20 protein-coding genes are annotated in these 23,983 nt (G+C 71.6%); 5 read left to right on the top strand and 15 right to left on the bottom strand.

Annotation, left to right across the window (positions count from 1 at the left end):
- Positions 1–60 precede the first annotated feature (60 nt).
- The 4 genes from ACN263_RS16515 to ACN263_RS16530 are packed head-to-tail and all read right to left on the bottom strand — an operon-like array spanning position 61 to position 6,067.
- On the bottom strand, positions 61–1,701 hold the full coding sequence (locus ACN263_RS16515; RefSeq protein ID WP_422735195.1) for an extracellular solute-binding protein: 1,641 nt from the start codon (positions 1,699–1,701) through the stop codon (positions 61–63).
- 47 nt (positions 1,702–1,748) lie between these two features.
- Entirely contained in the window at positions 1,749–2,687 is a 939-nt protein-coding gene (locus ACN263_RS16520; protein ID WP_422735196.1) for a carbohydrate ABC transporter permease, read from the bottom strand.
- Positions 2,684–3,676, bottom strand: coding sequence for an ABC transporter permease (locus tag ACN263_RS16525; protein WP_422735197.1), 993 nt, complete (start codon positions 3,674–3,676; stop codon positions 2,684–2,686). The genes ACN263_RS16520 and ACN263_RS16525 overlap by 4 nt, the downstream gene beginning before the upstream one ends.
- Before the next feature lie 9 nt (positions 3,677–3,685).
- Positions 3,686–6,067, bottom strand: a complete 2,382-nt coding sequence (locus tag ACN263_RS16530) for a glycoside hydrolase family 3 N-terminal domain-containing protein (RefSeq protein WP_422735198.1) — start codon at positions 6,065–6,067, stop codon at positions 3,686–3,688.
- Positions 6,068–6,313: 246 nt separating this feature from the next.
- Here ACN263_RS16530 and ACN263_RS16535 point away from each other — a divergent pair, with 246 nt between their 5' ends.
- The 4 genes from ACN263_RS16535 to ACN263_RS16550 all read left to right on the top strand — a co-directional run bounded on the left by ACN263_RS16535 (position 6,314) and on the right by ACN263_RS16550 (position 10,733).
- Positions 6,314–7,354 (top strand): LacI family DNA-binding transcriptional regulator, encoded by a 1,041-nt coding sequence (locus tag ACN263_RS16535; protein WP_422735199.1) that lies wholly within the window; start codon positions 6,314–6,316, stop codon positions 7,352–7,354.
- 15 nt (positions 7,355–7,369) lie between these two features.
- Positions 7,370–8,359 carry an acetylxylan esterase gene (locus ACN263_RS16540; protein WP_422735200.1) on the top strand — a complete coding sequence of 330 codons (990 nt, stop codon included), beginning with the start codon at positions 7,370–7,372 and terminating at the stop codon, positions 8,357–8,359.
- A gap of 131 nt (positions 8,360–8,490) precedes the next feature.
- Positions 8,491–9,678, top strand: coding sequence for a cellulose binding domain-containing protein (locus tag ACN263_RS16545; protein ID WP_422735201.1), 1,188 nt, complete (start codon positions 8,491–8,493; stop codon positions 9,676–9,678).
- A 224-nt stretch (positions 9,679–9,902) separates the two neighbouring features.
- Complete coding sequence (locus ACN263_RS16550; protein ID WP_422735203.1) at positions 9,903–10,733, top strand: hypothetical protein; 831 nt, start codon at positions 9,903–9,905, stop codon at positions 10,731–10,733.
- A 168-nt stretch (positions 10,734–10,901) separates the two neighbouring features.
- Here the strand turns inward: ACN263_RS16550 and ACN263_RS16555 are convergent, their stop codons facing one another.
- Positions 10,902–11,645 (bottom strand): SDR family NAD(P)-dependent oxidoreductase, encoded by a 744-nt coding sequence (locus ACN263_RS16555; RefSeq protein ID WP_422735204.1) that lies wholly within the window; start codon positions 11,643–11,645, stop codon positions 10,902–10,904.
- 136 nt (positions 11,646–11,781) lie between these two features.
- Between ACN263_RS16555 and ACN263_RS16560 the strand changes: the two genes are divergently transcribed.
- A complete protein-coding gene (locus tag ACN263_RS16560; protein ID WP_422735205.1) occupies positions 11,782–12,564 on the top strand; it encodes a hypothetical protein in 783 nt (260 codons plus the stop codon).
- Here the strand turns inward: ACN263_RS16560 and ACN263_RS16565 are convergent.
- From ACN263_RS16565 to ACN263_RS16610, 10 genes are all read right to left on the bottom strand, one after another.
- Positions 12,533–13,378 carry a MarR family winged helix-turn-helix transcriptional regulator gene (locus ACN263_RS16565; protein WP_422735207.1) on the bottom strand — a complete coding sequence of 282 codons (846 nt, stop codon included), beginning with the start codon at positions 13,376–13,378 and terminating at the stop codon, positions 12,533–12,535. The two genes, ACN263_RS16560 and ACN263_RS16565, sit on opposite strands and share 32 nt — an antisense overlap.
- A 301-nt stretch (positions 13,379–13,679) precedes the next feature.
- Positions 13,680–14,144, bottom strand: a complete 465-nt coding sequence (locus ACN263_RS16570; RefSeq protein WP_422735208.1) for a MaoC family dehydratase — start codon at positions 14,142–14,144, stop codon at positions 13,680–13,682.
- Between the two features lie 79 nt (positions 14,145–14,223).
- Entirely contained in the window at positions 14,224–17,010 is a 2,787-nt protein-coding gene (locus ACN263_RS16575) for an AAA family ATPase (protein WP_422735210.1), read from the bottom strand.
- Between the two features lie 51 nt (positions 17,011–17,061).
- Complete coding sequence (locus ACN263_RS16580) at positions 17,062–17,673, bottom strand: TetR/AcrR family transcriptional regulator (RefSeq protein WP_422735211.1); 612 nt, start codon at positions 17,671–17,673, stop codon at positions 17,062–17,064.
- Positions 17,674–17,892: 219 nt separating this feature from the next.
- Positions 17,893–19,179 (bottom strand): ABC transporter substrate-binding protein, encoded by a 1,287-nt coding sequence (locus ACN263_RS16585; protein WP_422735212.1) that lies wholly within the window; start codon positions 19,177–19,179, stop codon positions 17,893–17,895.
- 80 nt (positions 19,180–19,259) lie between these two features.
- Complete coding sequence (locus tag ACN263_RS16590) at positions 19,260–20,372, bottom strand: branched-chain amino acid ABC transporter permease (protein ID WP_422735213.1); 1,113 nt, start codon at positions 20,370–20,372, stop codon at positions 19,260–19,262.
- Positions 20,369–21,247 carry a branched-chain amino acid ABC transporter permease gene (locus tag ACN263_RS16595; protein ID WP_422735214.1) on the bottom strand — a complete coding sequence of 293 codons (879 nt, stop codon included), beginning with the start codon at positions 21,245–21,247 and terminating at the stop codon, positions 20,369–20,371. The genes ACN263_RS16590 and ACN263_RS16595 overlap by 4 nt, the downstream gene beginning before the upstream one ends.
- 32 nt (positions 21,248–21,279) lie before the next feature.
- The gene (locus ACN263_RS16600; RefSeq protein ID WP_422740728.1) at positions 21,280–21,987 is read right to left on the bottom strand and encodes an ABC transporter ATP-binding protein; all 708 of its coding nucleotides are present in this window, start codon (positions 21,985–21,987) and stop codon (positions 21,280–21,282) included.
- Positions 21,988–22,058: 71 nt separating this feature from the next.
- A complete protein-coding gene (locus ACN263_RS16605) occupies positions 22,059–22,841 on the bottom strand; it encodes an ABC transporter ATP-binding protein (protein ID WP_422735215.1) in 783 nt (260 codons plus the stop codon).
- 135 nt (positions 22,842–22,976) lie between these two features.
- Positions 22,977–23,876, bottom strand: a complete 900-nt coding sequence (locus ACN263_RS16610) for an alpha/beta hydrolase family protein (RefSeq protein WP_422735216.1) — start codon at positions 23,874–23,876, stop codon at positions 22,977–22,979.
- Positions 23,877–23,983: the final 107 nt, after the last annotated feature.

Below are 23,983 nucleotides of genomic sequence, written 5' to 3' on the forward strand. Positions count from 1 at the left end.
CCGGTCGCGCGGGCCGCCGTGGTCGGCCGGTCCGGGCGCGTCACCGGACCGGCCGACACCTCAGCGGTGGTCCTTCTGGTAACGCTCGTACGCCTTGTTGACCATGTCCAGGTAGGCGTCCATGTTCTTGCCCTTCAGCTCGGCCACGTAGGCGTCCCACTGGGCGAAGTCCCGCTGGCCCAACGCGAACTGCAGGGTCGCCTGGTAGACGGCGTCCTTCAGCGGCGTCTCCCAGAGGGACGCCTGCTCCCGCTCCTCGTCGCTCAGCGGGTGCGGCGGGGGCACCGCGACCGGGGTACGGGCGTTCATGACCTTCTGGAACTCCTGCTCCTCCGGCGAGAAGAAGCCCTGCACCAGCTCCGGCTTGCCGCCGTAGGCGAAGACCCCGTTGTAGAAGCCGAAGTCCTTCTGCAGGTGCTTGGTGGCCTTCGGGTTGAGCCCGATGACGTTGACGTCGGGCGCCAGCTTGGGCATGCCGGCGGAGTCCCGCACGAAGGTCGTCCCCTCGACGCCCCACTTGGCGAACTCCTGGCCGGCGTCCGAATACCAGAGCCAGTCGATGAACTGCATCATCGCCACGAAGTTCTTGCTGTCGCGGGCCTTCGAGGAGATCATCACGCCGTTCTCCATCCGGCTGGCCGGGTTGATCTCACCGGCCGGCCCGATCGGCAGCGGGATCTTGGTGATCTTGGCCTTGGGGTTGGTCTTGGCCAGGTCCGGGCGGTAGTCGTTCACCACGGCCTGCGCGTTGGCGCTGATCACGAAGGACTTGCTGTTGGCGAGCTTCTGCCGGGCCTGGTCGTCGGTCTGGGTGAAGCTCTCCGGGTCGAGCAGCTTCTCCGTCACCAGCTTGTTGAGGTACTGGAGCATCTGCTTGTACTTGTCGCTCGCGCCGGTGTAGACGAACTTCTTGGTGTCGGCGTCCCAGCTCGTGTGCTGGAAGTTCCAGCCCGCGCCCTGCAGGCCGTACGACACGGCCAGGAGGTTGAGCAGGTTACCGGCCGGGTTGGGCTTGCTCCACCGGTCCGAGAACGGGTAGACGTCCGGGTACTTGGCCTTCATCGCCTTGAGCACCGTGTACAGCTCGTCCCAGGTCTTCGGCGGGCTCAGCTTCAGCTCGTCGAGGATGTCGGTGCGGATCGCCAGCGAGTAGTCGTGCCAGGGCTTCTCGTGCAGGCCGGGCAGCAGGTAGAACTTGCCGTCCTCCTGACGCCGCGTGTCGATCTCGGGCTTCAGGTTCCACTTCGAGATCTTGTCCTGCAGGTTCGGCATGAGGTCCAGGTAGTCGCTGACCGGCAGGATCGCACCCGACGAGACGTACGCGTCCTCCTGCGCCGGATACGTCTTCGGGATGATCATCGGCGCGTCACCGGCGCCGATCAGCAGGCTGCGCTTCTGCTCGTAGTCGCTCAGCGGCACGGCGACCGGGGTGAGGCTGACGTTGGTCCGCGACTTCAGCTCCGACCAGAAGAGCCAGTCCTCGCGCAGCGGGTAGTTCGGGTGGTTGTTGTACAGGATCGAGAAGGAGACCGGCTCGCTCGCCTTGAACTGTTTGCCGATGCCGTAGTCGGCCATCGCACCGGCTTTGTTCTCCGACAGGTCCTTGGCGTCGGACGGATCATCACTGCAGGCGGCGATGCTGGTCGCCGTGAGCAGCACGGCTACCGCTGTCGCGACGCGGCGCCACGATCGGTGGAGCATGGCGGTCCTTTCGGGTTCGGTGGAGGGAAAAGGGGTGGACGGGCTGGCTAGCCCTTCACGGCGCCGAGCATCACGCCGCGGACGAAGTACCGCTGGACGAACGGGTACACCAGGAGGATCGGCAGGGTGGTGAGCACGATCGTCACGGACTTGAGCGTCGCCTCGGCCTGCACCTCGTCGGCCTCGGCGATCGCGCCGACGTTCTCCGCTCCGGTGGCCCCGGCGATCAGGTTGCGCAGGTAGACGGTCACCGGCCACAACTCCTGCCGGTCCATGTAGAGGAAGGCGGCGAACCAGGAGTTCCAGAAGGCGACGGCGTAGAACAGCACCATGGTGGCGACGATCGCCTTCGACAGGGGCAGCACGATGCGCAGCAGGATGCCGTACGTGTTGAGCCCGTCGACGGCGGCGGCCTCCTCCAGGTCGGTGGGTAGCGACTCGAAGAACGCCTTCATCACCAGCAGGTTGAACACGTTGATCGCGTTGGGCACCGCGATGGCCCAGACGGTGTTCTTCATGCCCAGGCTGGTGACGAGCACGTAGTTGGGGATCAGGCCGCCGGTGAAGAACATGGTGAAGACCGCGATGCCGATCAGCGCGGTACGACCCCGCAGGTGTTTCTTGGACAGGACGTAGGCGTAGCAGGTGGTCAGCACGATCGAGATGGTCGTGGCGACGACCGTGTAGAAGACGGTGTTGCGGTAGTTCGTCCAGAACAGCGAGTCGTGCAGCACGAGCCGGTAGGTGTCCAGGTTGAACCCGCGCGGCACGAGGTTGACCTGGCCGGCGATGATGTACCCCTCGTCGCTGAGCGAGCGGGCCACCACGTTGACGAACGGGTAGAGGGTCGCCACCACCACGATGGTGAGCACGACCGCGTTGGCGGCCTGGAACATGCGGTAGCCCCGGGTGGGCCGGATACCGCGGGGCCGGACGCGGGCGGGCAGGTCGCCGGCGGGGGCGGTGTCGGTGGCGTCGACGGTCACCACAGGCTCGTCCCCACCGTGCGTCGGGCGATCAGGTTCGCCGTCAGGACAAGCGTCAGCCCGATGACCGCCTCGAACAGCCCGATGGCGGCGGCGTAGCTGAAGTTGCTGGACCCGAAGCCCATCCGGAACAGGTACGTCGAGAGCACGTCGGCGGTCGGGTAGGTGAGCGGGTTGTAGAGCAGCAGGATCTTCTCGAACCCGACCGCCATGAAGGTGCCGATGTTGAGGATCAGCAACGTGACCATGGTGGGTCGGATGCCCGGGAGCGTGACGTGCCAGGTCTGCCGCCACCGGTTGGCGCCGTCGATACGGGCCGCCTCGTACAGGTCGTCGTCGACGGTGGTGAGCGCGGCGAGGTAGAGGATGGTGCCCCAGCCGACCGTCTGCCAGACCTCGGACGACACGTAGATCGTCCGGAACCACTCGGCGCGTTGCAGGAACGGCACCGCGTCGCCGCCGGCGGCCTGCACGATCTGGTTGACGGTCCCGTCGACGGAGGTCAACTGCATGACCATCGCCGCGACGATCACGATCGACAGGAAGTGCGGCAGGTAGGACACGGACTGCACGAACCGCCGCAGCCGCCGGGCACGTACCTCGTTGAGCAGCAGCGCGAGGATGATCGGCAACGGGAAGCAGAACACCAGGGTCAGCGTGCCGAGCACCAGGGTGTTGGTGAAGACGTCCCAGAACGTCGGGTCGGTGAGGAACATCCGGAAGTACCGCAGCCCGACCCAGTACTCACCGAAGATGCTCCCGCCCGGCTTGAACCGGCGGAACGCGATGATGTTCCCGATCATCGGGAGGTACCGGAAGACCAGGAAGAACAGCAATGGAACGACGGCCAGTGAGTAGAGCTGCCAGTCCCGGCGCAGCGCCTGTCGCCAGGTGCGCCGCCGACGGGGCGCGCGCGGGGCGGGGACGGTGGCCTCCCGCGCGGCGTCGGGTGGCGCCGGCGGCGAGGGCCGTAACGTCTCGGATGTCATCCTCGCCTCCTATGCGGAGTGCGGAACGGCCACCAGCGGCTCGATCCGCACCGACGTGAGTAGGTCCCGCTGGTGCCCGACCTCGCGCTCGGCCCCGGTGAGCCACAGCGCCACGGCGTCCACGATTCCTGCGCTCGAGCGCCCGAACCGCAGCTCGACCGCGCCGGGCTCGACCACCCGCCGGCCGGACCGACCGGGAAACGACGTGACGTCGGCCGGTACGCCGAAGGTGACGTGCGCCCGCGCTCCGGGCTCCAGCGGCACCCGGGCGAAGCCGACCAGCCGGTGCACCGGCCGGGTGGTCTGCGCCACCGGGTCGTGCAGGTAGAGCTGCACCACCTCCGTGCCGGCCCGGTCACCGGTGTTCTGGACGGTGATCCGCACCTGGACGGCACCGTCGACCGGCCAGTGGGACGCCTCGTCCCCGGCCGCGCCCACGACTGTCGCGCCGGACCACTCGAAGGTGGTGTAGCTCAGGCCGTGGCCGAACGGGTACGCCGGGGTCGGGTCGATCGAGGACACCTTGTTGCGTCGCCCGAGTGGCGGTGACAGGTAGGTGCCCGGCAGCCCGCCGGCGTCGCGGGGCACGCTGACCGGCAGCCGTCCGGACGGGTTCACCGCGCCGGTGAGCACCTCCGCGAGCGCCTGCCCGCCGAGTTGGCCGGGGAAGAACGCCTGCACCACGGCCGCCGCCGGGTCGAACTCCGGGCCGAGCGCGTACGGGCGGCCGGTCAGCAGCACCAGCACCACCGGGGTGCCGGTGGCCAGGACGGCCCGGACCAGGTCGGCCTGCACGCCGGGCAGCCGCAGGTCGGCGGCGTCGCAGCCCTCGCCGGAGGTGCCCCGGCCGAACATCCCCGCCCGGTCCCCGACGGCGAGCACGCACACGTCCGCGTTGGCCGCCGCGGCGACCGCGGCCGGGATGCCGGACGCGTCGTCGCCGGTGACGGCGCAGCCCGGCTCGTGGACCAGGAGCGGGACACGGCGGGCCAGTTCGTCGCGCAGCGTGGGGATCTCCACCCCCAGGCCGTGCTCGGGGTGGTTCACGCCGACGTGGTTGGGGAAGGTGTAGCAGCCGAGCATGGCCATCGGATCATCGGCGAGCGGACCCACCAGGGCGACCCGGTTCGCGACGGGCAGCGGCAGCACGCCGGCGTTGCGCAGCAGCACGACGGACTCCCGGGCCAGGCGTACGGCGACGTCCCGGCCGGCCTCGTCGTCGAGGCGCAGCGCCGCGACGTCGTCGGGCAGGGCCCGCCAGCCCTCGTCGAGCAGTCCGAGTTCGATCTTCTGGATCAGCACCCGGCGCGCCGCCCGGTCGACAAGCGCCACGTCAACCGCACCGGCGTGCACCGCCTGCACGAGGGCGTCGCCGAAGGCGTCCACGGTGGGCAGTTCCACGTCGATGCCGGCGCGCAGGGCGAGACGGGCGGCGTCCACGGCGTCCCCGGCGACGCCGTGCAGGGTCTCGAGGAACCGTACGGCGAAGTAGTCGGCGACCACGACGCCGGTGAAGCCCCACTCGTCGCGCAGCAGCCCGGTCAGCAACTGCTCGTCGGCGGCGGCGGGCATGCCGTCGATCTCGGCGTAGGAGTTCATCACCGACCGCGCCCCGCCGAGTCGCAGGGCCATCTCGAACGGCGGCAGGATGTGGTCGGCCAGCTCGCGGCGGCCCATGGACACCGGGGCGAGATTGCGTCCGCCCCGGGAGGCGGAGTAGCCGGCGAAGTGCTTGAGGGTCGCCACGATGCCGGCGCTCTCCAGACCCCGCACGTACGCCGCGCCGGTCGTACCCACCAGGTACGGGTCCTCCCCGATCGTCTCCTCGGTACGCCCCCAGCGGTAGTCGCGGGTGACGTCGAGGACGGGCGCGAGGCCCTGGTGCACGCCCGCGGCGCGCATCGACGCGCCGATCCGCCCGGCCATCTCCTCGACCAGCTCGGGGTCGAACGAGGCGCCCCAGCCCAGCGGGGTCGGGTAGACGGTGGCCTTGAAGGCCGCGAACCCGGTCAGGCACTCCTCGTGCACCTGCGCGGGGATGCCGAACCGGCTGGCGGCCACGATCTGCTCCTGCGAGGCGGCCAACGAGCGTGCGCCGAGCACCGGGTCGACCGGCGCGGTGCCGAACGGGCGGGTGAGCTGACCCAGCCCGTACCGGATGATCGTGTCCCACGACGGGGTGTTGGCGACCATGTCGGACTGGTGCGGCGCGACGCCCTCACCGGACGCCTCGGCACCGACCCACACCCCGAAGAGCTGGGCGACCTTCTCCTCGACGGACATCAGCGCGAGCAGCGCCTCGGCCCGCTCGGCCGGCGACCGCCCGGTGTCGCGCCACGGTGCGGCGTCGCGGGACGCCGGTTCAGCGTCGGCGGGCTGCTGACTTCTCATGCCGAGACCCCTTAGCTCGGCCACGAACCGCCCGTCGTGGGACCGGTTCGTGGCGCGCGGTTCCACAATCCGAAACTTTCCGGAAACCAGAGCAACCTTTTCGGCAACCTAAGTCCGCCGCCAGGGTGTGTCAAGAGTTTCGATGCGTCGTGGGACGCCTACCAGGCCGCCTAGCTGCATCGACGGGAATCGTCGACTGATCGTGTTAGTGTCGTCCGAAACTTTCGGATGCTGCACGAGGCTGCGATGACAGAGCACCACCCGCTCGGCCCACCCGGCTCCACCACCACCATCGCGACGATCGCCCATGACGTCGGCGTGTCGGTCGCGACGGTCTCCAAAGTCCTCAATGGACGTGAGGACGTCTCCCCCGGCACCAGAGCGCGCGTCGAGGAGAGCCTCGACCGGCACCAGTACCAGCGGCGCAACCGGCGCTCCTCGTCCGCCACCCGCCGGATCGACCTCGTCTTCCACGAGTTCGACACCGGTTGGGCGATGGAGGTCCTGCGCGGCGTCGAGGCGGTGACGAGCGTCGTCGGCGTCAGTCTCGCCGTGTCCCAGCTCGGCGGCGCGCACCGTCCGGCGGCGCGCTGGCTCGACACCCTGCTCGGTCAGCGTCCGCTGGGCGTGCTGCTCGTCCTCTGCCACCTCACCGACGCACAACAGCAGCTCCTGCGGCGTCAGGGCGTACCGTTCGTCGTGATCGACACCGACAGCGCGACCTCGGCCTCCGTGCCCACCGTCGGCTCGAACAACTTCAACGGCGGCCTGCTCGCCGCCCGACACCTCATCGAGCTGGGGCACCAGCGGATCGCCGTCATCTCCGGCCCACCCGACATGCTGTGCAGCCGGGCCCGGGCCGCCGGATTCCAGTCCGCGCACGAAGAGGCCGGCCTGACCCTCGACCCCGATCTGGTCCGCTACGGCAGCTTCTCCGCCGGGGCCGGGCACACCCACGGACTCCAGCTCCTGCAACGACCGGACCGACCCACGGCGATCTTCGCCGGTTCGGACATCCAGGCGATGGGGGTGCTCCGGGCCGCACGTCGGTGCGGCCTGCGCGTCCCCGAGGATCTTTCGGTGATCGGCTACGACAACCTGCCGCTCGCCACCTGGACGGACCCGGCCCTGACGACGATCAACCAGCCGTTGCGCGACATGGCCGGCATCGCCACCCAGATGCTGCTCAACCTGTCCGCCGGCACGGTACCGGCGACCAGCCGGATCGACCTGGTGACCGAACTGGTCGTCCGGGAGAGCACCGCGCCCCCCGCCCCGCCGCGCTGACCCCTGCGAGGAACCGTGTCCGACGCCGCTGTCCGCCTCGACGAGCTCGAGCGATACTCCCCCACCGTCACCGAACCGGAGGACTTCGACCGGTTCTGGGGCGACACGCTCGCCTCGGCCGCCGCCCGGCCGGTGCTCGTCGACGTCCGTCCCGAGCCGACCGGCCTGCGCGTGCTCGACACCTGGGACGTCACGTTCGCGGGCTTCGACGGCGACGAGGTGCGGGCCTGGTTCACCCGCCCGGCGGGCGTACCCGAACCGCTGCCCGCCGTGGTGGAGTTCGCCGGGTACGGACGCGGCCGGGGCCTCCCGCACGAGCGGCTGGTCTGGCCGGCGGCCGGGTACGCGCACCTGTTGATGGACAACCGGGGCCAGTCCGGCCTGTACGCGGCCGGCGACACCGCCGACCCGCACGGAGCGCCCGGCGGTCCCTGGCCGGCGACCTGGGGCATCCTCGACCCGTACGACTACCACTACCGCCGGCTGATCACGGACGCCGTCCGGGCCGTCGAGGCGGTCCGCGCCCTGCCCGGCGTCGACGCGAACCGGGTCACGGTGCTCGGCAACAGCCAGGGCGGGGGCGTGGCCCTGGCCGTCGCCGGCCTGGTCGACGACCTCGCGGCGGTGCTGGTCACCGCGCCGTTCCTCTGCGACGTGCAGCACGCCATCGCGCTCAGCGACGCCTCGCCGTACGGTGAGATCGCCCGGTACCTGGCGGTGCACCGGGAGGCCGAGGACGCGGTCCGGCGCACGCTGTCCTACGTCGACGGGGTGACCTTCGCCCGGCGGGCCACCGCGCCGGCGCACTTCGGCATCGGCCTGCGCGACACCGTCTGCCCGCCGAGCACCGGCTTCGCCGCCTACAACCAGTACGGCGCCGCGTCCGGCCGGCCCGACGCGCCCCGACGGGAGATGCACGTGTACCCGTTCAACGGTCACGAGAGCGGCGAGGCCCTGCACGTCCGGCGGCAACTGCGCTGGCTCGCCGCGACACTCGCGGGCTGAGCCCGGCCATGGTCGGCGATCGATGCATTGCCGGTGTTAGCGATAACAAGCTATGGTGCGTCCGGGCGGGGTGAAGGGCACATCCCGACGTCCGGGTTCCTGGTCGTCGAACCACCACCCGAGGAAGCCCCATGAGCACTGTGACCCTTGGTAAACCCGTACCCCCGACACCCGACAGGCCCGCGACGAGCCCGAGGCCCCGCCGGGCCCGGCTGTGGTGGGCGGCGCTGGCCGCCGTCGCGGCCATGGCCGCCGCCGTGCCGGTGGCGACCGCGCCCGCCAGCGCCGAATCCAACGGCGGCGTACGCGTCATGCCCCTCGGCGACTCGATCACCGACGGCTTCAACGTCGCGGGCGGCTACCGGATCGAACTCTGGCAACGGTTCACGTCCGGCGGCTACCGGATCGACTTCGTCGGCTCGATGTTCAACGGCCCGTCCAGCCTCGGTGACCACGACCACGAGGGTCACTCCGGATGGACCATCGCGCAGATCGACGCCAACATCGTGAACTGGCTGCGCGCCACCAACCCGCGCACCATGCTGCTGCACATCGGCACGAACGACATGTACGGCGACACCTCCGGAGCGCCGGGCCGGCTGGCCACCCTGGTCGACCGGATCACCAACACCGCACCGAACGCGGACGTGTTCGTGGCCACGATCATCCCGAAGTCCGGCGCGGACAACGTGGTACGGGGCTACAACGCGGCGATCCCGGGGATCGTGCAGACCCGGGCCGCGGCCGGCAAGCGCGTCCACCTGGTCGACATGTACCGCGCGCTGACGCTCAGCGACTTGGCCGACGGCGTGCACCCCAACGCCACCGGCTACCGCAAGATGGCCGTCGCCTGGTACGACGCCCTGCGCGCGGTGCCCGGCAGCATCGGCGGGGACACGCCACCGACCACCACGCCGCCGCCCACCACGCCCCCGCCGACGACCCCGCCGCCCACCACCCCGCCGCCGACCACGCCGCCCCCGACGACTCCGCCGCCCGCGGCGGGCTGCCGGGTGACGTACACGGTCAACGCCTGGAACAACGGACTCACCGCAGCCGTCTCGGTCACCAACACGAGCAGCACCGCGATAAACGGCTGGGCCCTAGGGTTCACGCTGCCGAGCGGACAGACCATCACCGGCGGCTGGAACGCCAGCTACTCCCCGACCAGCGGCGCGATCACCGCCCGCAACGTCTCCTACAACGGCACCATCGCCCCGAACACCTCGGTCGACATCGGCTTCCAGGCCACCCACACCGGCAACGCCGGCAAACCGACCGCCTTCACGCTCAACGGCACCGCCTGCTCGATCGCCTGACCCACGCCCCGGACACCGAACGCGGGGGCGGCGAGAGTTTCTTCTCGCCGCCCCTGCAGCTCTCGGCTCATCACCGGACCTGCCGCTCACAGCGCGCGGGAGACGACCGGACCTGCCGATGTCAGCCTGTTCGACCAGCGACCGCCAGGGCCGGCATTCTGGAAGCTCGAGTCGGTCGCGTCCGCGAGCGTCAACCCTGGGATCCACCTGTATAACCTGTGCGGATGCCATCAGCGAAGCAGCTTCTGCTGCTCCTCGGGGCCGCCCTGGTCGCCGTCGTGGGCGCGTTGTTCGGGTCCCCCTGGGCGACCGGGGCCGGCGGCGTCGTCGTGCTGGGCGTTCTCGCCGTCCACCCTTCGGTGACCGGTCCCGCCGTGCCCCGCTCGACACGTCTGCTGCTGCAGGGTGGACTGCTCCTCCTCGCCCTCGCGGGTGTCGTGGAGATGTGGGGATGGGCGGCCTCGTCACTCGGCGACGCCCCACCGAGCGCGAGCGAGCTGATCGCGCTGGTGACCGACCCGGCACGGCAGCGGACGCAGTTCCTGCGACAGCTCACCGTGGCAGGCTGCCTGATCCTGGCCTGCGCCTGCCTCGGCGTCGCTATCGGGCAATTGCCGCGGGAGAGGCTGAGCCGGCTCGGCCGGGCCGCGCCGGCCGTGTGCGTACTCACGCTGGTCACCCTGGTATTCGTCGCCCTTCTCCCGGCGGGGCTGACCGCCGTGCTCGGCTCGTTCACCAATGTGGCCGTGGCGGTGTTGCTCGTGCTCGGGGGGTATGCCTGGGTCGTAAGCCGCTCGGTCCGGCGTCATGGCACCGCCCCGATCGCCGCGGTGGGTGCCACGCTGCTGGCCACGGCGGCCTGGCTCGCGGTGGACGATGCCTGGCGGAGCCGGCCGGAGCCGCGCGGCAGCGACGCCTTCTACCAGACGGGCGTCAGTGTGTCCGTGGCCGTCGAGACCGGACCCGATGTGGAGACCGCCGTCGCCGTCGCGGCGCTGCTGCTTGGAGCCGCCCTGACCGTGCTGGCCTGCGCGAGGCTCAGCGAGACGCGCTGAGCCTGACCCCTTCTGCGGTGACCTTCATGGCAAGCTCGCACACCTGCCGAGTTGAGGATGCTCCGGCTTGCGACTTGAGCGGCTGGGAACAGCTGCGGCCCGTCCCGGGAAGGGTCGGGCCGCAGCTGTGCGTGAGGGTGAGGGCGAGCAGAAGGGGTGAATCGGTGGTCAGATGGTGAAGCCGCCGTCGACGTTGACCGTCGCCCCGGTGATGTAACGCCCGTCCGGGCTGGCGAGGAACGCCACCGCAGCGGCCACGTCCGCTGGCGCGGCGTAGTGGCCGAGGGCGGTGAACCCGTTGATCGCATCAGCGTTGGGGCCGTCGGCCGGGTTCAGTTCGGTGTCCGTGGCCCCTGGATTTACGAGGTTCACGGTGATCGCCCTGCCGCCGAGCTCGCGTCCGAGGGCCTTGGTCAGGCCGATCAGCGCGGTCTTGCTCATCGCATACAGCGAGAAGCCCGGGAAAACTGCCCGCTCGGCCATGTTGCTGCCGATGTTGATGATCCGGCCACCGGCCGCCATGTGCTGTACTGCGGCTTGCGAGGCGACGAACGGTGCCCTGATGTTGACCGCGACGGTCTGTTCGAACTCTTCGAGGCTCAGTTGCTCGAGCGGTCCGAGTAGGAACGCGCCAGCGTTGTTGACCAGGATGTCCAACCGACCCAGCTCACCGGCGACCCGGTCGACCACGTCGACGACCGCCGCCGGTTTGGCACTGTCGGCCTGCATCGCGATCGCCCGCCGCCCCAAGGCCTTGATCTGGTCCACCACGTCGTCGGCGCGCTGCTGGTTCCGCTGAAACGTCAGCGCCACATCGGCACCTTCTTGGGCCAGGCGCAATGCCACGGCAGCGCCGATGCCACGACTGCCGCCGGTAACCAGAGCTGTCTTGCCGTCAAGTGCGTTGTTCATGGCGCAAAGCCTGGTCGATAAAAGCCCGGCGGTCTGGCGGCGATCGGACGTTGCGTTCGCTGGTACTCGCGGCCTCACGCGGCCGCCCACCCGACGGGAACCCGCCCTGTGCGACGTGCGCGCTATCCTGCCGTGCGTGGTCGAGGGTTTCGTGTACGTCAGCGACGACCGGCCCGGCCCTCTGACAGGTGCGAGGGCTGGCGAACGGGTCAAGACGCCCTCCTGGGATCCGCCATGGATCGTGCTCGCTCACCATCTTGACGCCGTTATCGTGCCGCGATGGCCGGGTCGGCTTTTTCGCGTCAGAAGCGTTCCGCCCAGCAGCGACGAGGAACGAATAGCCCTGGCGCGGGCTGCCGCGGGAGTGAAGGCCGATGCGAGCTACACCCGCGTGTTCGCCGTAGACGTCGTGGCCGAACTGCGTCCCGGGATCCTGTTCGGCCCGAACGGCGACGCGGTAGCCGAGGTTCTGGAGTGCGCCCGCCTGCTCACCGAGCCCGTCGCGTACGAGCTGACAGCGGCACGGCATCCGAGCGCCGATCAGGCGTACAGCCGCGCGTGGCAACGCTGGTTGAGCGAGCAGCCCAATGGCGCGCAGTACCGCAGCAGCGATCACAGCAATGTACTGGCGACGCCCGGAGCCGGTCCGGTCAGTTCGCCGATCAGGTGCGGCTTCACCGTCTTGTGGACGCGCGTGGTCGACAGCGCCCGGCAGCGTGCCGGCTCAGCGGCGTTCACGATCGATGCCGAGGACGAAGAGGACGAAGAGGTGCTTCTGGACCCGTGGACGACGGCGGCCTCCGCGTTGCTGGATGCGGCCATGGCTCTCGGTGCGCCCGACCTGGTCGATCCTGCGGACGCGGCCGTACTCACCGCGGCGCGGGGGGTCATTGCCCGTTGCCCGAGGAGTACCCGCTAGTCGGCAAGCAGGTCGACGCGATCGGCTCGAGGGCGGCGATCAGCTCGTCGAGCTCGTCGGCGGTGAGCACGTCGTACGCCGGCGCCGCCAGCTCGTCGGTGCGGGCCTCGATCCGCTCCTTGGTCTCCCGGCCGGCGTCGGTGAACCCGCCGGCGGCGTCCACGAGGCCGCGGCGGCGCAACCCGTCGATGACACCAGCCAGCTGCGCCTTCGGCAGGTGGTGGATCCGGCCGAACTCCTCCGCCCTCATGCCGAGGGAGAGAGCGAGCAGGACGTGGGCCTCGGTGCCGCCGATGCCGTGAGCGAGGAGGGCGGCGTTGTGACCGTCCCCGCGGTGCTCCCGCAACAGCGTCGCCGCGTGCCAAAGCCTGGCCACCGGTTTCTCGGGCACGTCGAGCGCCCGCAGCCCGGCGTACAGCGCGCGGCCCTCGGTCGGCGCGCTGACCGCTGCCCGGGTGGCCAGGTCGGCGACCCGCACCAGACCGGGGGAGTCGGCGAGCTGCCCGATCAGCTGCCGCAGCGCTGCGGCGCTGCCCCGCTCGCGCACCGCGATCGCCTCCTGCGGGGTGATCTTCCCCCAGACCCACGGGATGTGGCGCGACACCTCACCGTCGGCGAAGTTGTAGAAGACCGCGTGCACCACCTCGGCCGGTGCCATCCCCAGCGGCGCGGCCCGGCCCGCGAAGTACCCGTCCCAGTAATTGCGCATACCCACGGCCAGGAACGCTTCGTTCGGCACCTCGGAGAAGGTGACGGTGGCGATCGGCTCGACGAACTCGAACATGCGGTGGATCTTGGACAGCGGGTGCGGCATCGTTCGGCATCTCCTGTGGTTGTGACCGCCCCTCGTGGGCGACCGCTCACCTTGGCTACGAACAACGCGGCCCGGATACGACAGCTTCGCACGACATCGATTCAGCCAAGATCAGCCAGACCGGGGCGCTGACCATCCGTGGTGGCGGGACGCCGGGTCGATGTGCTGGTGGGCGTGATGCCGCAGAGGCATCAAGATGACTCTGCGGCATCACGCTCACGAACGCATCCCCCCTCACCGAGGTGACCGAGGGTCACGGCCGGTCGCGCTGTTCGCCGCGACCGACGACCATCGGCCGACCTCAGCGGCTCGCCGCGCGGTAGAGGCGGCTCACCGTCTCGGCGACGCAGACCGGCTTGTCGCCGCCGTCGCTGTGCACCGTCACCGCCGTGACCAGCTGCACCCCACCGCTGACCGGCGACACCTCGGCGATGACCGCGCTGGCCCGTACGGCGGCGCCGACCCGCAGCGGCGCGGGGAAGCGCACCCGGTTCAGTCCGTAGTTGACCCCCATGGCGACGCCCTCGACGCGGTAGAGCTGGGCGGCCAGCGCCGGCACCAGCGACAGGGTCAGGAAGCCATGCGCGATGGGGGCGCCGAAGGGTCCGGCCGCCGCGCGTTCCGGGTCGACGTGGATCCACTGGTGGTCGTCGGTCGCGTCGGCGAACAGGTTCACGCGATCCTGCTCGATCGGCTGCCAGGGGCCGGGGCCGAGGGTCTCGCCGACCGCGGCGGTCAGCTCGTCGACGGAGGTGAAGACGCGCATGCGGGTGTCCTTAGTGCTGGAGGGTGCCTGACGCACAAACTAGCGGTGATAGTTAACGCCGTCCAGAGCGGAACGCCGCTCAGCGGTCCACGGCCACTCCGGCGTGCTGTTCGGTGGCGAACGCGCGGGCCAGCTCGGTGCGGGAACGGATGCCGAGCCGGTGGAAGACGTTGCGCAGGTGATGGTCGACCGTCCGGGTGGACAGGAACATCCGGGCGGCGATCTCCCGGTTGGTCGCGCCCTCGGCGACCAGGCGGGCGATCCGGAGCTGCTGACCGGTCAGCAGCCGGGCCGCCGGCAGATCCGGCGGCCCGACCGACTCCCCGGCGGCACGCAGCTCGGCCGTGGCCACCTCAGCCCAGCGACCGGTCCCGAGCAGGGTGAACGCCTCCCGGGCACGGTGCAGGTGCGCCCGCGCGTCCCGTGGTCGCCGGCTGCGCCGCAACTCCTGGCCGAAGAGCAGCTCGGTGCGGGCCCGTTCGAACGCGCCGGCCTCCAGCGGGTGCAACCGCAGCGCCGTCTGGAACTCCCGCTCCGCCTCGACGCCGCCCCGGGGCGCCAGCAGCGCGTGGCACCGGGCCGACAGCGCGCGACGCAGCGGGCTCGCGGTGCTGCTCGCCCACCTGTCGAAGGCCGCCAGGGCGGCGGTCGCCGCCGGGCGGTGCGGCAGGTGCGCGGCGGCCTCCACCAGGTACGGCGTGGCCATCACCTGGACCAGCACCTGACCCCGACCGGTGCCGAGCCGGGCCAGGGACGCGAGGCGGGCCGCCGCCTCGGCGTGCCGACCGTCGACGAGGTCCAGCACGGCCAGCGCCCAGCCGGCGAGGGCGTGCGGTCGGCTGCCCGGTGCCGGCGTCGTACCGATCTCCCGGATCCGCCGCAGGCTGCTCTCCCGGTCGGCGCGGATGGCGGCCAGCACGGCGAGCATCCCCAGGTGGACGTCGGCGCAGTTGGACTGTCCGGTGGCCAGCGCCACCCGCAGTCCCTCGCGGGACGTCTCGGCCGCCGCCTCGTGCCGGCCGAGCCAGTACTCGGCGACCGCCCGCAACTCCAACGCGCGGGACAGCATGGACAGCTCGCCGCGCTCACGCGCCAACCCGACGGCACGCTCGGCGAGGCGGTGCGCGGCGCCGTCCACGGCCACCACCAGCCCGGCCGCCGCCGCGCAGGCGAGCGCGGTCGGGGTCAGTTCCGGCCCGGTGAGGCGGCCACCGAGCACGACGGCCCGCCGCAGCTCGGGGCCGGCCCGTTCGTGGTCGCCCCGCAGGGTGGCCGCCACCCCGGTGACGAGGCAGCCGGCCAGCTCCACGGCCGGCGGGTCGTCCCGGCCCCGGAGCGCGGCGGCGTGCCGGCCGACCTCCGCGTACCGGTACTGGTCGCCAGCGAAGCAGACGGCCTCACCGGCGCGTGCCAGCCCCTGGATGGCCCGGGCGCGGTCGACGGCGGCCACCGTCCGCGCGGCGGACAGCAGGGTGGCCGCCGCGCCAGTGGCGTCCTGGCAGCGCAGGTCGATCTCGCCGCGCAACAGCCCGGCCTGACCCTCGACGACCGGGTCCGCGCAGGTCGCGCGGAGGCGGTCGAGCAGGAGGCGGGCCTGGCCGGGTTCCCCGCCGGCCCAGGCGTAGCGGGCGGCGGCGAGCAGGCGGGCGGCGGCGTCGCCCGGGCGGTCGCTGAGCGCGGCGGCCCGGCACAGCGCCGCCGACGCCACGGCCCAGCCGTTGCGGCCACCGGCCGCCGCCCGCTCCAACTCGGCGGCGAGGACCGGGTCGGCGCCCGCGGTCGCGTCGGCGAGGTGCATCGCCCGGCGTAACCGCTGGCCGAGCGGATCGAGGACGCCCGCGAGCAGCCGGTGCGCGGCCCGCCGCTGCGTGAGCGGAGCGCCGGCGGCGACCATGGCGCGGGCCAGGGGCTGCGCGAAGGTGACGCCGCCCGACTCGACCCGGACAAGCCCGGCGGCCTCGGCCGGGGCGAGCGCATCGAGGGTCGCGCCGGTGGCTTCGGCCGCGCGGACCAGGGTGGCCGCGTCGTCCGACTCGTCGAGCGCGGCGAGCAGCAGCATCCGGCGGGTGTCCGGCGGCAGCCGGTCGAGGCGGGCCCGGTAGGAGCGCCCCAGCGCGCCGTCGGCCGGCGGTGCGACGGGAAGCGGCTCCTCCCCGCGCCACTGCGCCGGGGTGAGCACGTCGGCGAGGTCGACGAGGGCCTGCGGGTTGCCGCCGCCCACGGTGGCGAGCGCGGCGGCGACCGGGGCGGCGGGCCGCTCGGACAGTCGGTCGGTGAGGACAGCGATGCTGTCCCGCTCGTTCAGCGGTGCCAGCCGGTGGGTCACGAGACCGCCGACGGTGGCGGTGGCGTCCCCGGTGAGCAGGACAACGACCGGCAGCTGCCGCAGCCGGCGGGCCACGACCGCGAGCACCTGCGTGGTCTGCGGGTCACCCCGGTCCACGTCGTCCATGGTGGCGAGCAGCGGACGTTCCCGGGCGGTCGCTGCGAGCAGCCCGAGGACGGCCACCGACAGGGCCAGCCGGCGCTCAGGCGGGCAGCCCTCCCCGTCCATGACCCGGTACAGCAGGCGACGGCGCTCCTCGGGCAGGGCGGTCGCGCGGTCGCGCACCGGGTCGAGCAGGCGTTGCAGGCCGGCGTACGGCAGCATCGCCTCTTCCGGCAGCCCGGTCGCGGCCAGCACGGCGCAGTCCTTCGCGTACCGGTGGGCGTAGGAGATCAGCGCGGTCCGGCCCGAACCCGGCTCGCCGTGCAGCAGTAGCGCGCCGCCACCGTCGGTGATGCCGTCCAGCAGGCTACGGACAGCCGCGCACTGGTCGTCCCGGCCGCGCAGCACAGTTATTTGCACTTGTGATGCAGTAACCATGCGTCACAGTGTCACCCATCCAGAAGCGGATGGAAAGAGGACAGGCTGGGATCAGTCGGCCGCGACCTCGGCCAACAGCGCGCCCACCGTCCGGGTCATCACCGCGCGGGCGGCGTCCACGCCCAGCCCGAGGCCGTAGCGCAGCATGGACCAGGCCGGCCACATGCTCGCCGCCACCACCGCGTTGAGCAACTGGCTGCGCTCGCGCCCGGCGCGCGCCAACTCGGCCGCGAAGAGATGCTCGACCTCGTCACGTACCCGGTCGATGTGCTTGCGGCGGTTGCGGCGCAACTGCTCGGAGACCGGCTCGCGCATCTGCGCGGCCCGCGCCGACGGCGCGATGAGCTGGAGCAGCCGCGCCCGCTGCCGGCAGTACGCGTCGACCCGCTTGGCCAGTGGCAACGTGGTCGAGATCGGCCGGTAGGCGGCGTCCTGCTGGCGCAGCACCTCCGCGCCACTGGCCTCGAAGAGGGTTTCCATGTCCTTGAAGTTGGTCCAGAGCGTCCGCAGCGAGATGCCGGCCCGTTCGGCGATGCGTTCACCGGTGGGCCGCAGGTCACCCTCGGCGATGAGCGCCAGGTGCGCCTCGACGATGGCCGCCCGGGTGCGCTCGGCGCGGGCCGTCCGTCCGTCGACCCGCGCCGGCGTCTCGACCCTGTTCATTCGCCCCCGCCCCTTCACCGACACGGTGTCGTCCGGCTCTGCGACGAGTCTAGACAGGCGGTGATCGAAACGGTTCGGGTACGCGTGGGCGGCGTCATCCGGGCCGGCCGGATTGCATTCACGGTGCAAATAGTATGAGAGTCGGAAGGTCTTGGTCAACGCGTCGTCGTACGGCCCGGACGGGGTGACCGTCGGGCCGTACGACGACGTGGCGCACGCTCAGGAGGCGGTCGGCACCCCGTTGGCGGGCGGCGCGACCGGCGCGGCGGTGTACTCCCGCACCGGACCGTCCCGCTCGTCGGTCTCGTACGTCGGCCCGAAGTAGCTCTGCACTCCCCCGCTCACCCGGCTCAACCGCTGCCCGCCGTAGCCGGAGTGGTCGTCGGCGGCGAAGCGCAGCGGCGCGAGGCCGGGGCCCTGGAAGCCCCCCTTCTCGACCGCGTCGACGACCTTCTCACGGGTGACGTCCTTGCCGGCGGCCAGCAGCACCTGCACGAACAGGTAGCCGACCGACATGCCGTACACGGTGTTGCCGTCGAACGGCGCGTCCCCGTTGTGCGACTTGTTGATCTTCATGAAGAGCTGGATCCACGGGTTGGCGGTGTCGTTCTGCATCGGCAGGTAGTTGGTACCGACCATGCCCTCCAGAAGCGGCGCGGCGGCGCCGAGCTGCTTGGCCAGGGTCGGCTGGTCGGCCCCGACGTTGGACACCAGCCACTGCGGCTTGAAGCCCAGTCGCGCGGCGGTACCGATGGACAGCGCGGTGAAGCCGGGCACGGTCGCCAGCACGACGACCTGACAGCCGGCCGCCTTGAACGCGCCGATCTGCGGCGCGACGTTGGTGTTGCTGGTGACGTACGTCTGCTTGACCGCTACCGCCCCGGCGCCGAGGACCTTCTCCACGCCGGCCAGGCTGTCCCGGCCGAAGTCGTCGTCCTGACCGAGGAAGCAGACCTTCTGGCCGGCCAGGGTCGACTTCGCGTAGTTGGCGAGGATCTTGCCCTCGACGGTGTAGTCCGGGTTGAAGCCGAACGTGCCGGGATAGGTGTCGGGCTGGTCCCAGCTCCGGCTGCCGGAGGCGACGAAGAGGTCCGGCACCCGGTTGCTCTTGAGGAAGTCGAGCACGCCGCTGTGCGTCGGCGTGCCGAGGCCGTTGAGGATGGCGAAGACCTTGTCCTGCAACACGAGCTGGCGGACCACCTGCTGGGTGTTCGCCGGGTTGTAGCCGTCGTCCATCACCTTGTAGGTGATCTTCCGGCCGTGCACGCCACCGTTGGCGTTGACGTAGTCGAAGTACGCCTTCGTCGCTGGTGCGATCTTGGAGTAGCCGGCCGAGGCCGGCCCGGTGAGCGGCATGTGGGTGCCGACGACGATCTCGGTGTCGGTCACACCCGGCACCGACCTCCCGCCGGAGGTGGGGCCGTCGTCGCCGCCACAGCCGGCGGCGGCGATGAGCAGGGCGATGGTGCTGGCGATCGCGAGACCGCGTCGCGCCGAAGGGTGCATGGGAGACACCGACCTTTCTCGGTCCGGTTGGGTGGGAGCGGTGTGGTGGGGCGCCCGGCGGAAGCCGGGCCGGGAAACAGTCAGGAACGTCGCGCCGGCCAGCGGGCCAGCAACGTCCGGCCGAGCCGGGCCAGCAGGCCCTGCACACCGCCGGGCGCGGCGATCATCACGACGATCAACGTGACGCCGAAGATCGCCAGCGGGAGGTTGCCCTCCAGCCGCTGCGCCACCGCCGGCGAGAGGGTGAGCAGCTCGGTCACGGAATGGGTGAGGTCGGGCAGGGCGACCAGCAGCACCGCCCCCCAGAGCGCGCCGGCGAGCCGGCCGAGACCGCCGATCACCACGGCCATCAGCAGGAAGAGCGACAGGGTCAGCGAGAACGCCCCGGGCGACACGCTCTGCGCCAGCACCGCGAGCAGGCCACCACCGAGCCCGGCGGTGGCGGCGCTGACCACGAACGCAAGAACCTGCGTACGGGCGACGTGGATGCCCGCGAGTCGGGCCGCCACCTCGTCGTCGCGGACGGCCCGGAAGGTCCGCCCGTACCGGCTGCGGACCAGGTTCGCCAGCAGCAGCAGCGCCAGCAGGGTGGCAGCGCCCGCGATCCAGAGCTGCCACCGCTCGTACGGGAAGTAGGCCCCGAGCGCCAGCGGCGGCGGCTCCACCGGCACCGACAGCCCCTGCTCGCCGTTCAGCACACCGTCGAAGGTGACGGCCAGCGCCGGCACGACGACGGCCACGGCGAGCGTCACCCCGGCCAGGTAGGGGCCGCGCAGCCGGGCCGCCGCCACCCCGACCACCGCGCCGACCACGACCGTGCCCGCCACCGCCGCGACCAGCGACAGCACCAACAGCCAACCGCCGGTCCAGCCCTGGTCGAGGAACGCGTTCTGGCACAGCGCCACCGTGTACGCCCCGGTCGCCATCAACGCCCCGTGCCCCAGCGAGAGCTGCCCGTTGAGTCCGGTGAGGACGGTCAGCCCGGCGGTGGCGCAGAGGTACGCGGCGATCGTGGCGAGCTGGAAGTTGCGGAACGGCTCGACGGCGTAGCTGACCGCAACGAGCAGCGCCCCCACGGCGAGCGCCACGGCCAGGTGCCGCAGCAGCGTGGAGCCCCGTCGCGGCTCGGGCGGGCGTTCGTCGGTGTCGGCCGGTCGCTGCTCCGGCGGCAGGACCGCCCGGGTGGCGCTCACACCCGCCTCGCCGCGACCGGGGCGAACAGCCCGCCGGGGCGCACCAGCAGCACCGCCAGCAGCAGCAGGAGCACGGCGAGGGGGGTGAGGTCGCTGCCGGCGTACCCGCTCACGTAGGAGAGCAGCAGCCCCACCGCGAGGCCGCCGACGACCGCCCCCGGTGGACTGTCCAACCCACCCACCACCGCCGCGGTGAACGCCGAGACGAACACCAGGTCCATGGCGTGCGGGTGCAGACCCAACTCGGTGGGGATGACCAGCATCGCGGCGAGCGCGCCCACGCCCGAGGCCAACGCCCAGCCGAGCGTCAACATGCCGCCGACGTTCACCCCGAGCAGGCGGGAGACCTCCGGCGCGAACGCCGCCGCCCGCATCCGCAACCCGATCGAGGTACGGGCGAACATCCAGCCCAGCCCGCTGACCACCACGGCGATCGTGGCGAAGACGAACAGATCGTACGGCGACAGCACGGCGATCCCCCCGACGGTGAACGCGGACCGGCTGAACGGGACGTCGGCGGGGCGGAACTCGTTGCCGTACACCATGCCCAGCACCGCCTGGATCAGCAGCACCAGGCCGAGCGCGACGATGACCGGGTTGAGCGGCGACGCGTGGTCGACGTGCCGCATCACCACCCGGTCCACCAGTGCGCCGAGCAGCAGTCCGGCGACGATCGCGACGACGAAACCCAGCCAGTACGAGCCCGTCGCGGCGGACACCGAGTACGCGACGTACGCGGCGGCGACGGCCATCGCGCCCTGGGCGAAGTTGACGACCCGGGCCGCCCGCCAGATGAGCACCAGCGCGAGCGCGAACGCGGCGTACACCGCGCCCCGGGACAGGCCGTCGACAGTGAGGAAGACGAAGCGGTCCAACTGTCCTCCCTCCGTGAAGACTTCGATGCTGGTCAGAAACCGAGGTACGCGTGACGCAGGTCGGCGTCGTCGCGCAGCGTCGCCGCCGGGGCGGCGATCACCACCTGGCCGAGGGACATCACCACGCCCTGGTCGGCGACGGCGAGGGCGCTGCGCACGTTCTGCTCGACCAGCAGCACGGTCAGGCCGGTCTGGTCACGCAACTGGCGCAGCAGGGCCATGATCCGGGCGACCACCCGGGGCGCCAGGCCCAGCGACGGCTCGTCCAGCAGCAGCAGGCGCGGCCGCCCGACCAGGGCCCGGCCGAGCGCGAGCATCTGCCGCTCGCCGCCGGAGAGCTGGTGGCCGTGGTGGCGACGACGCCGTGCGAGCGGCTCGAACAGCTCGTAGACCTCGTCGAGGGCGCGCCCGGCGTCCGCCCGGTCCCGCCGCCACAGCCCACCGAGCCGCAGGTTCTCGTCGACCGTCAGCTCGCCGATCACGCCCCGACCCTCCGGGACGTGCGCCATGCCGCGCCGCACGAGCTGCTCCACCGGCGTACCCCGGAGATCCTCCCCGGCGAGGACGACCTGGCCGGCCGCCGGCCGGATCATGCCGGAGAGGGCCCGCAGCAGCGTCGTCTTGCCGGCGCCGTTGGCGCCGACGACGGCGGCGATGGTGCCGGCCGGCACGGTGAGGTCGACGGCCCGCAACACCGGCGCGGCGCCGTAACCGGCCACCAGTCCCCGGACCACGAGCAGATCCGGCGCGCTCGCTGACCCGTCCTTCGTTCGCGACTGCGGGGCTCGCAAACCCGGCTCACTCCTCGCGCTCACGCTGTCTCCTCGACGAGGGCGCCCAGGTACGCGTCGGTGACCGCCGGGTCGTCGCGGACCTCGTCCGGGGTGCCGGTAGCGATCACCCGGCCGAAGTCGAGCACCACGATCTCGTCGCAGACGTCCATCACCAGGTCCATGTGGTGCTCGACGAGCAGCACCGCGCAGGGGTCGACCTCGCGCCGGGGCAGCTGCCGGATCAGGTCCGCCAGCTCGGCGATGTCGTCGGCGCCGAGGCCACCGGCGGGTTCGTCGAGCAGCAGCAGCCGGGGCCGCGCGGCGAGCGCGCGGGCCAGGGCGACCCGCTGGCGTACGGCGAAGGGCAGCGTGCCCGGCGCGGCCTCGGCGTGCGCGGCGATGCCCAGACCGTCGAGGACGTCCAGGGCGTGCCGGCGCAGCCGGCGCTCGTCGCGGTCGCTGCCGGCGAGCCCGAACAGCGCCGCGCCGAAACCTGCACGGGCGGTGTGGGACGCGCCGGTCATCACGTTCTCCACCACGCTGAGCCCCGCGAAGAGCCCGGTCCCCTGCAGGGTCCGGGCGATGCCGAGCCGGGTCAGCCGGTGGGGCTGGGGGCGCAGCGGCCGACCGTCGAGGGTGAGCGAACCCGTCTGCGGTGTGACGAAGCCGCAGACCACGTTGAACAGGGTGGTCTTGCCGGCGCCGTTGGGCCCGATCACGCCGACCACCCGGTTGGGTGGCACCCGGAGCGAGACGTCGTCGAGGGCGGTGAGGCCGCCGAAACGGACGCCGATGTCGTGCAGTTCGAGGCCGCGCTCCATGCACCCATCCCTCTGCCGTGGCGGGTGTTATTTACACTCGCAGTGTACGTTTCTCGGTGATCGCGTCAAGACCCCTCGATGCGCCCGAACGGCCGGGACGGCCGCCGTGGGGCGGCCGTCCCTTCACGAGCGCGCTCAGGCGCTCGGGCAGGTGTTGCGGTACTCCTGGATCTGCGACCCGCTCGGGCCCGGGCAGAGGAACTGCTCGTAGCGGGTGTCGTCGTCGACGAACCGCTTGAGCCAGGCCACCATCTGCCGCGCCGTCGGGGTGTTGACGGTCTGCGGGAAGAAGTGACTCGCTCCGTTCAGCTCCAGGTAGGCCTTCTCGGCCGAGGACGGGATGCTGTTGTAGAACGGGATGGAGTGCGTGGCGACCGGCGCGACGCTGTCGCTCTCGCCGCCGATGATCAGCGTCGGCACCCGCAGCTCGGACCAGCTCTTGTCCAGGTTCCAGGGCGCGAGCGGCACCGCGGCCTGCAACGACGGCCGGGACGAGGCCGCCTCCAGGCTGCCGCCGCCGCCCATCGAGTGCCCGGCCACCGCGAGCCGGCTGCTGTCGATCCGGCTCCGCACCGAGCTGCGCTGGGTGAGGTAGTCCAGCGCGGCGAGCAACTGCCGGCCGCGGCTGTCCGGCTGGTCCAGTCGGGTGTTGGTCTCGATGCCGATCACCACGAAGCCGTGCGAGGCGATCCGTGGGCCGAGCCAGCTGATGCTGGACCATGCGGCGGTGTAGCCGGGCGAGATGGCGACGGCGCCGAAGGTGCCCTCGCTGGTGCTGGTCGGGTAGTAGATGACCCCACCGCCGAAGCCGGTCACGCTCAGCGACGACACGCTCTGCGAGGCGGTGGCGAAGGGACCGCGGCTGGCCTCCAGGATCGCGGTGGTCGGGGCCGGGCCCCGCTCGTACGGGCCGGCCGCTTGGGCGGCACCCGTCGGTCCGACGAGGACGCCGGCGACGAGCAGGGTGGTAGCCAGCGCGAGCCGGGCGACCCGGGCGGGCAGGGAACGGGGACGGGTGGTGGTTGGTGACGACACGTCGGGCACTCCCTAGAGTCGAGGGATATCGACGCTTGTCAGTGTTGGTGGCCCGGGGCGACCGACACATCGGTGAAATCACCAGTCCTGCCGAAGGAGCGGATTTT

Source organism: Micromonospora sp. WMMD729, assembly GCF_049315225.1.
Lineage (GTDB): Bacteria > Actinomycetota > Actinomycetes > Mycobacteriales > Micromonosporaceae > Micromonospora.

What these genes read in the sequence shown, in the direction of transcription:
- ACN263_RS16515 (WP_422735195.1), bottom strand. Translation starts at nt 1,701, where the DNA reads ATGCTCCACCGATCGTGGCGCCGCGTCGCGACAGCGGTAGCCGTGCTG.
- ACN263_RS16525 (WP_422735197.1), bottom strand. Translation starts at nt 3,676, where the DNA reads ATGACATCCGAGACGTTACGGCCCTCGCCGCCGGCGCCACCCGACGCC.
- ACN263_RS16530 (WP_422735198.1), bottom strand. Translation starts at nt 6,067, where the DNA reads ATGAGAAGTCAGCAGCCCGCCGACGCTGAACCGGCGTCCCGCGACGCC.
- ACN263_RS16535 (WP_422735199.1), top strand. Translation starts at nt 6,314, where the DNA reads ATGACAGAGCACCACCCGCTCGGCCCACCCGGCTCCACCACCACCATC.
- ACN263_RS16545 (WP_422735201.1), top strand. Translation starts at nt 8,491, where the DNA reads ATGAGCACTGTGACCCTTGGTAAACCCGTACCCCCGACACCCGACAGG.
- ACN263_RS16550 (WP_422735203.1), top strand. Translation starts at nt 9,903, where the DNA reads ATGCCATCAGCGAAGCAGCTTCTGCTGCTCCTCGGGGCCGCCCTGGTC.
- ACN263_RS16555 (WP_422735204.1), bottom strand. Translation starts at nt 11,645, where the DNA reads ATGAACAACGCACTTGACGGCAAGACAGCTCTGGTTACCGGCGGCAGT.
- ACN263_RS16565 (WP_422735207.1), bottom strand. Translation starts at nt 13,378, where the DNA reads ATGCCGCACCCGCTGTCCAAGATCCACCGCATGTTCGAGTTCGTCGAG.
- ACN263_RS16570 (WP_422735208.1), bottom strand. Translation starts at nt 14,144, where the DNA reads ATGCGCGTCTTCACCTCCGTCGACGAGCTGACCGCCGCGGTCGGCGAG.
- ACN263_RS16575 (WP_422735210.1), bottom strand. Translation starts at nt 17,010, where the DNA reads ATGGTTACTGCATCACAAGTGCAAATAACTGTGCTGCGCGGCCGGGAC.
- ACN263_RS16580 (WP_422735211.1), bottom strand. Translation starts at nt 17,673, where the DNA reads ATGAACAGGGTCGAGACGCCGGCGCGGGTCGACGGACGGACGGCCCGC.
- ACN263_RS16585 (WP_422735212.1), bottom strand. Translation starts at nt 19,179, where the DNA reads ATGCACCCTTCGGCGCGACGCGGTCTCGCGATCGCCAGCACCATCGCC.
- ACN263_RS16605 (WP_422735215.1), bottom strand. Translation starts at nt 22,841, where the DNA reads ATGGAGCGCGGCCTCGAACTGCACGACATCGGCGTCCGTTTCGGCGGC.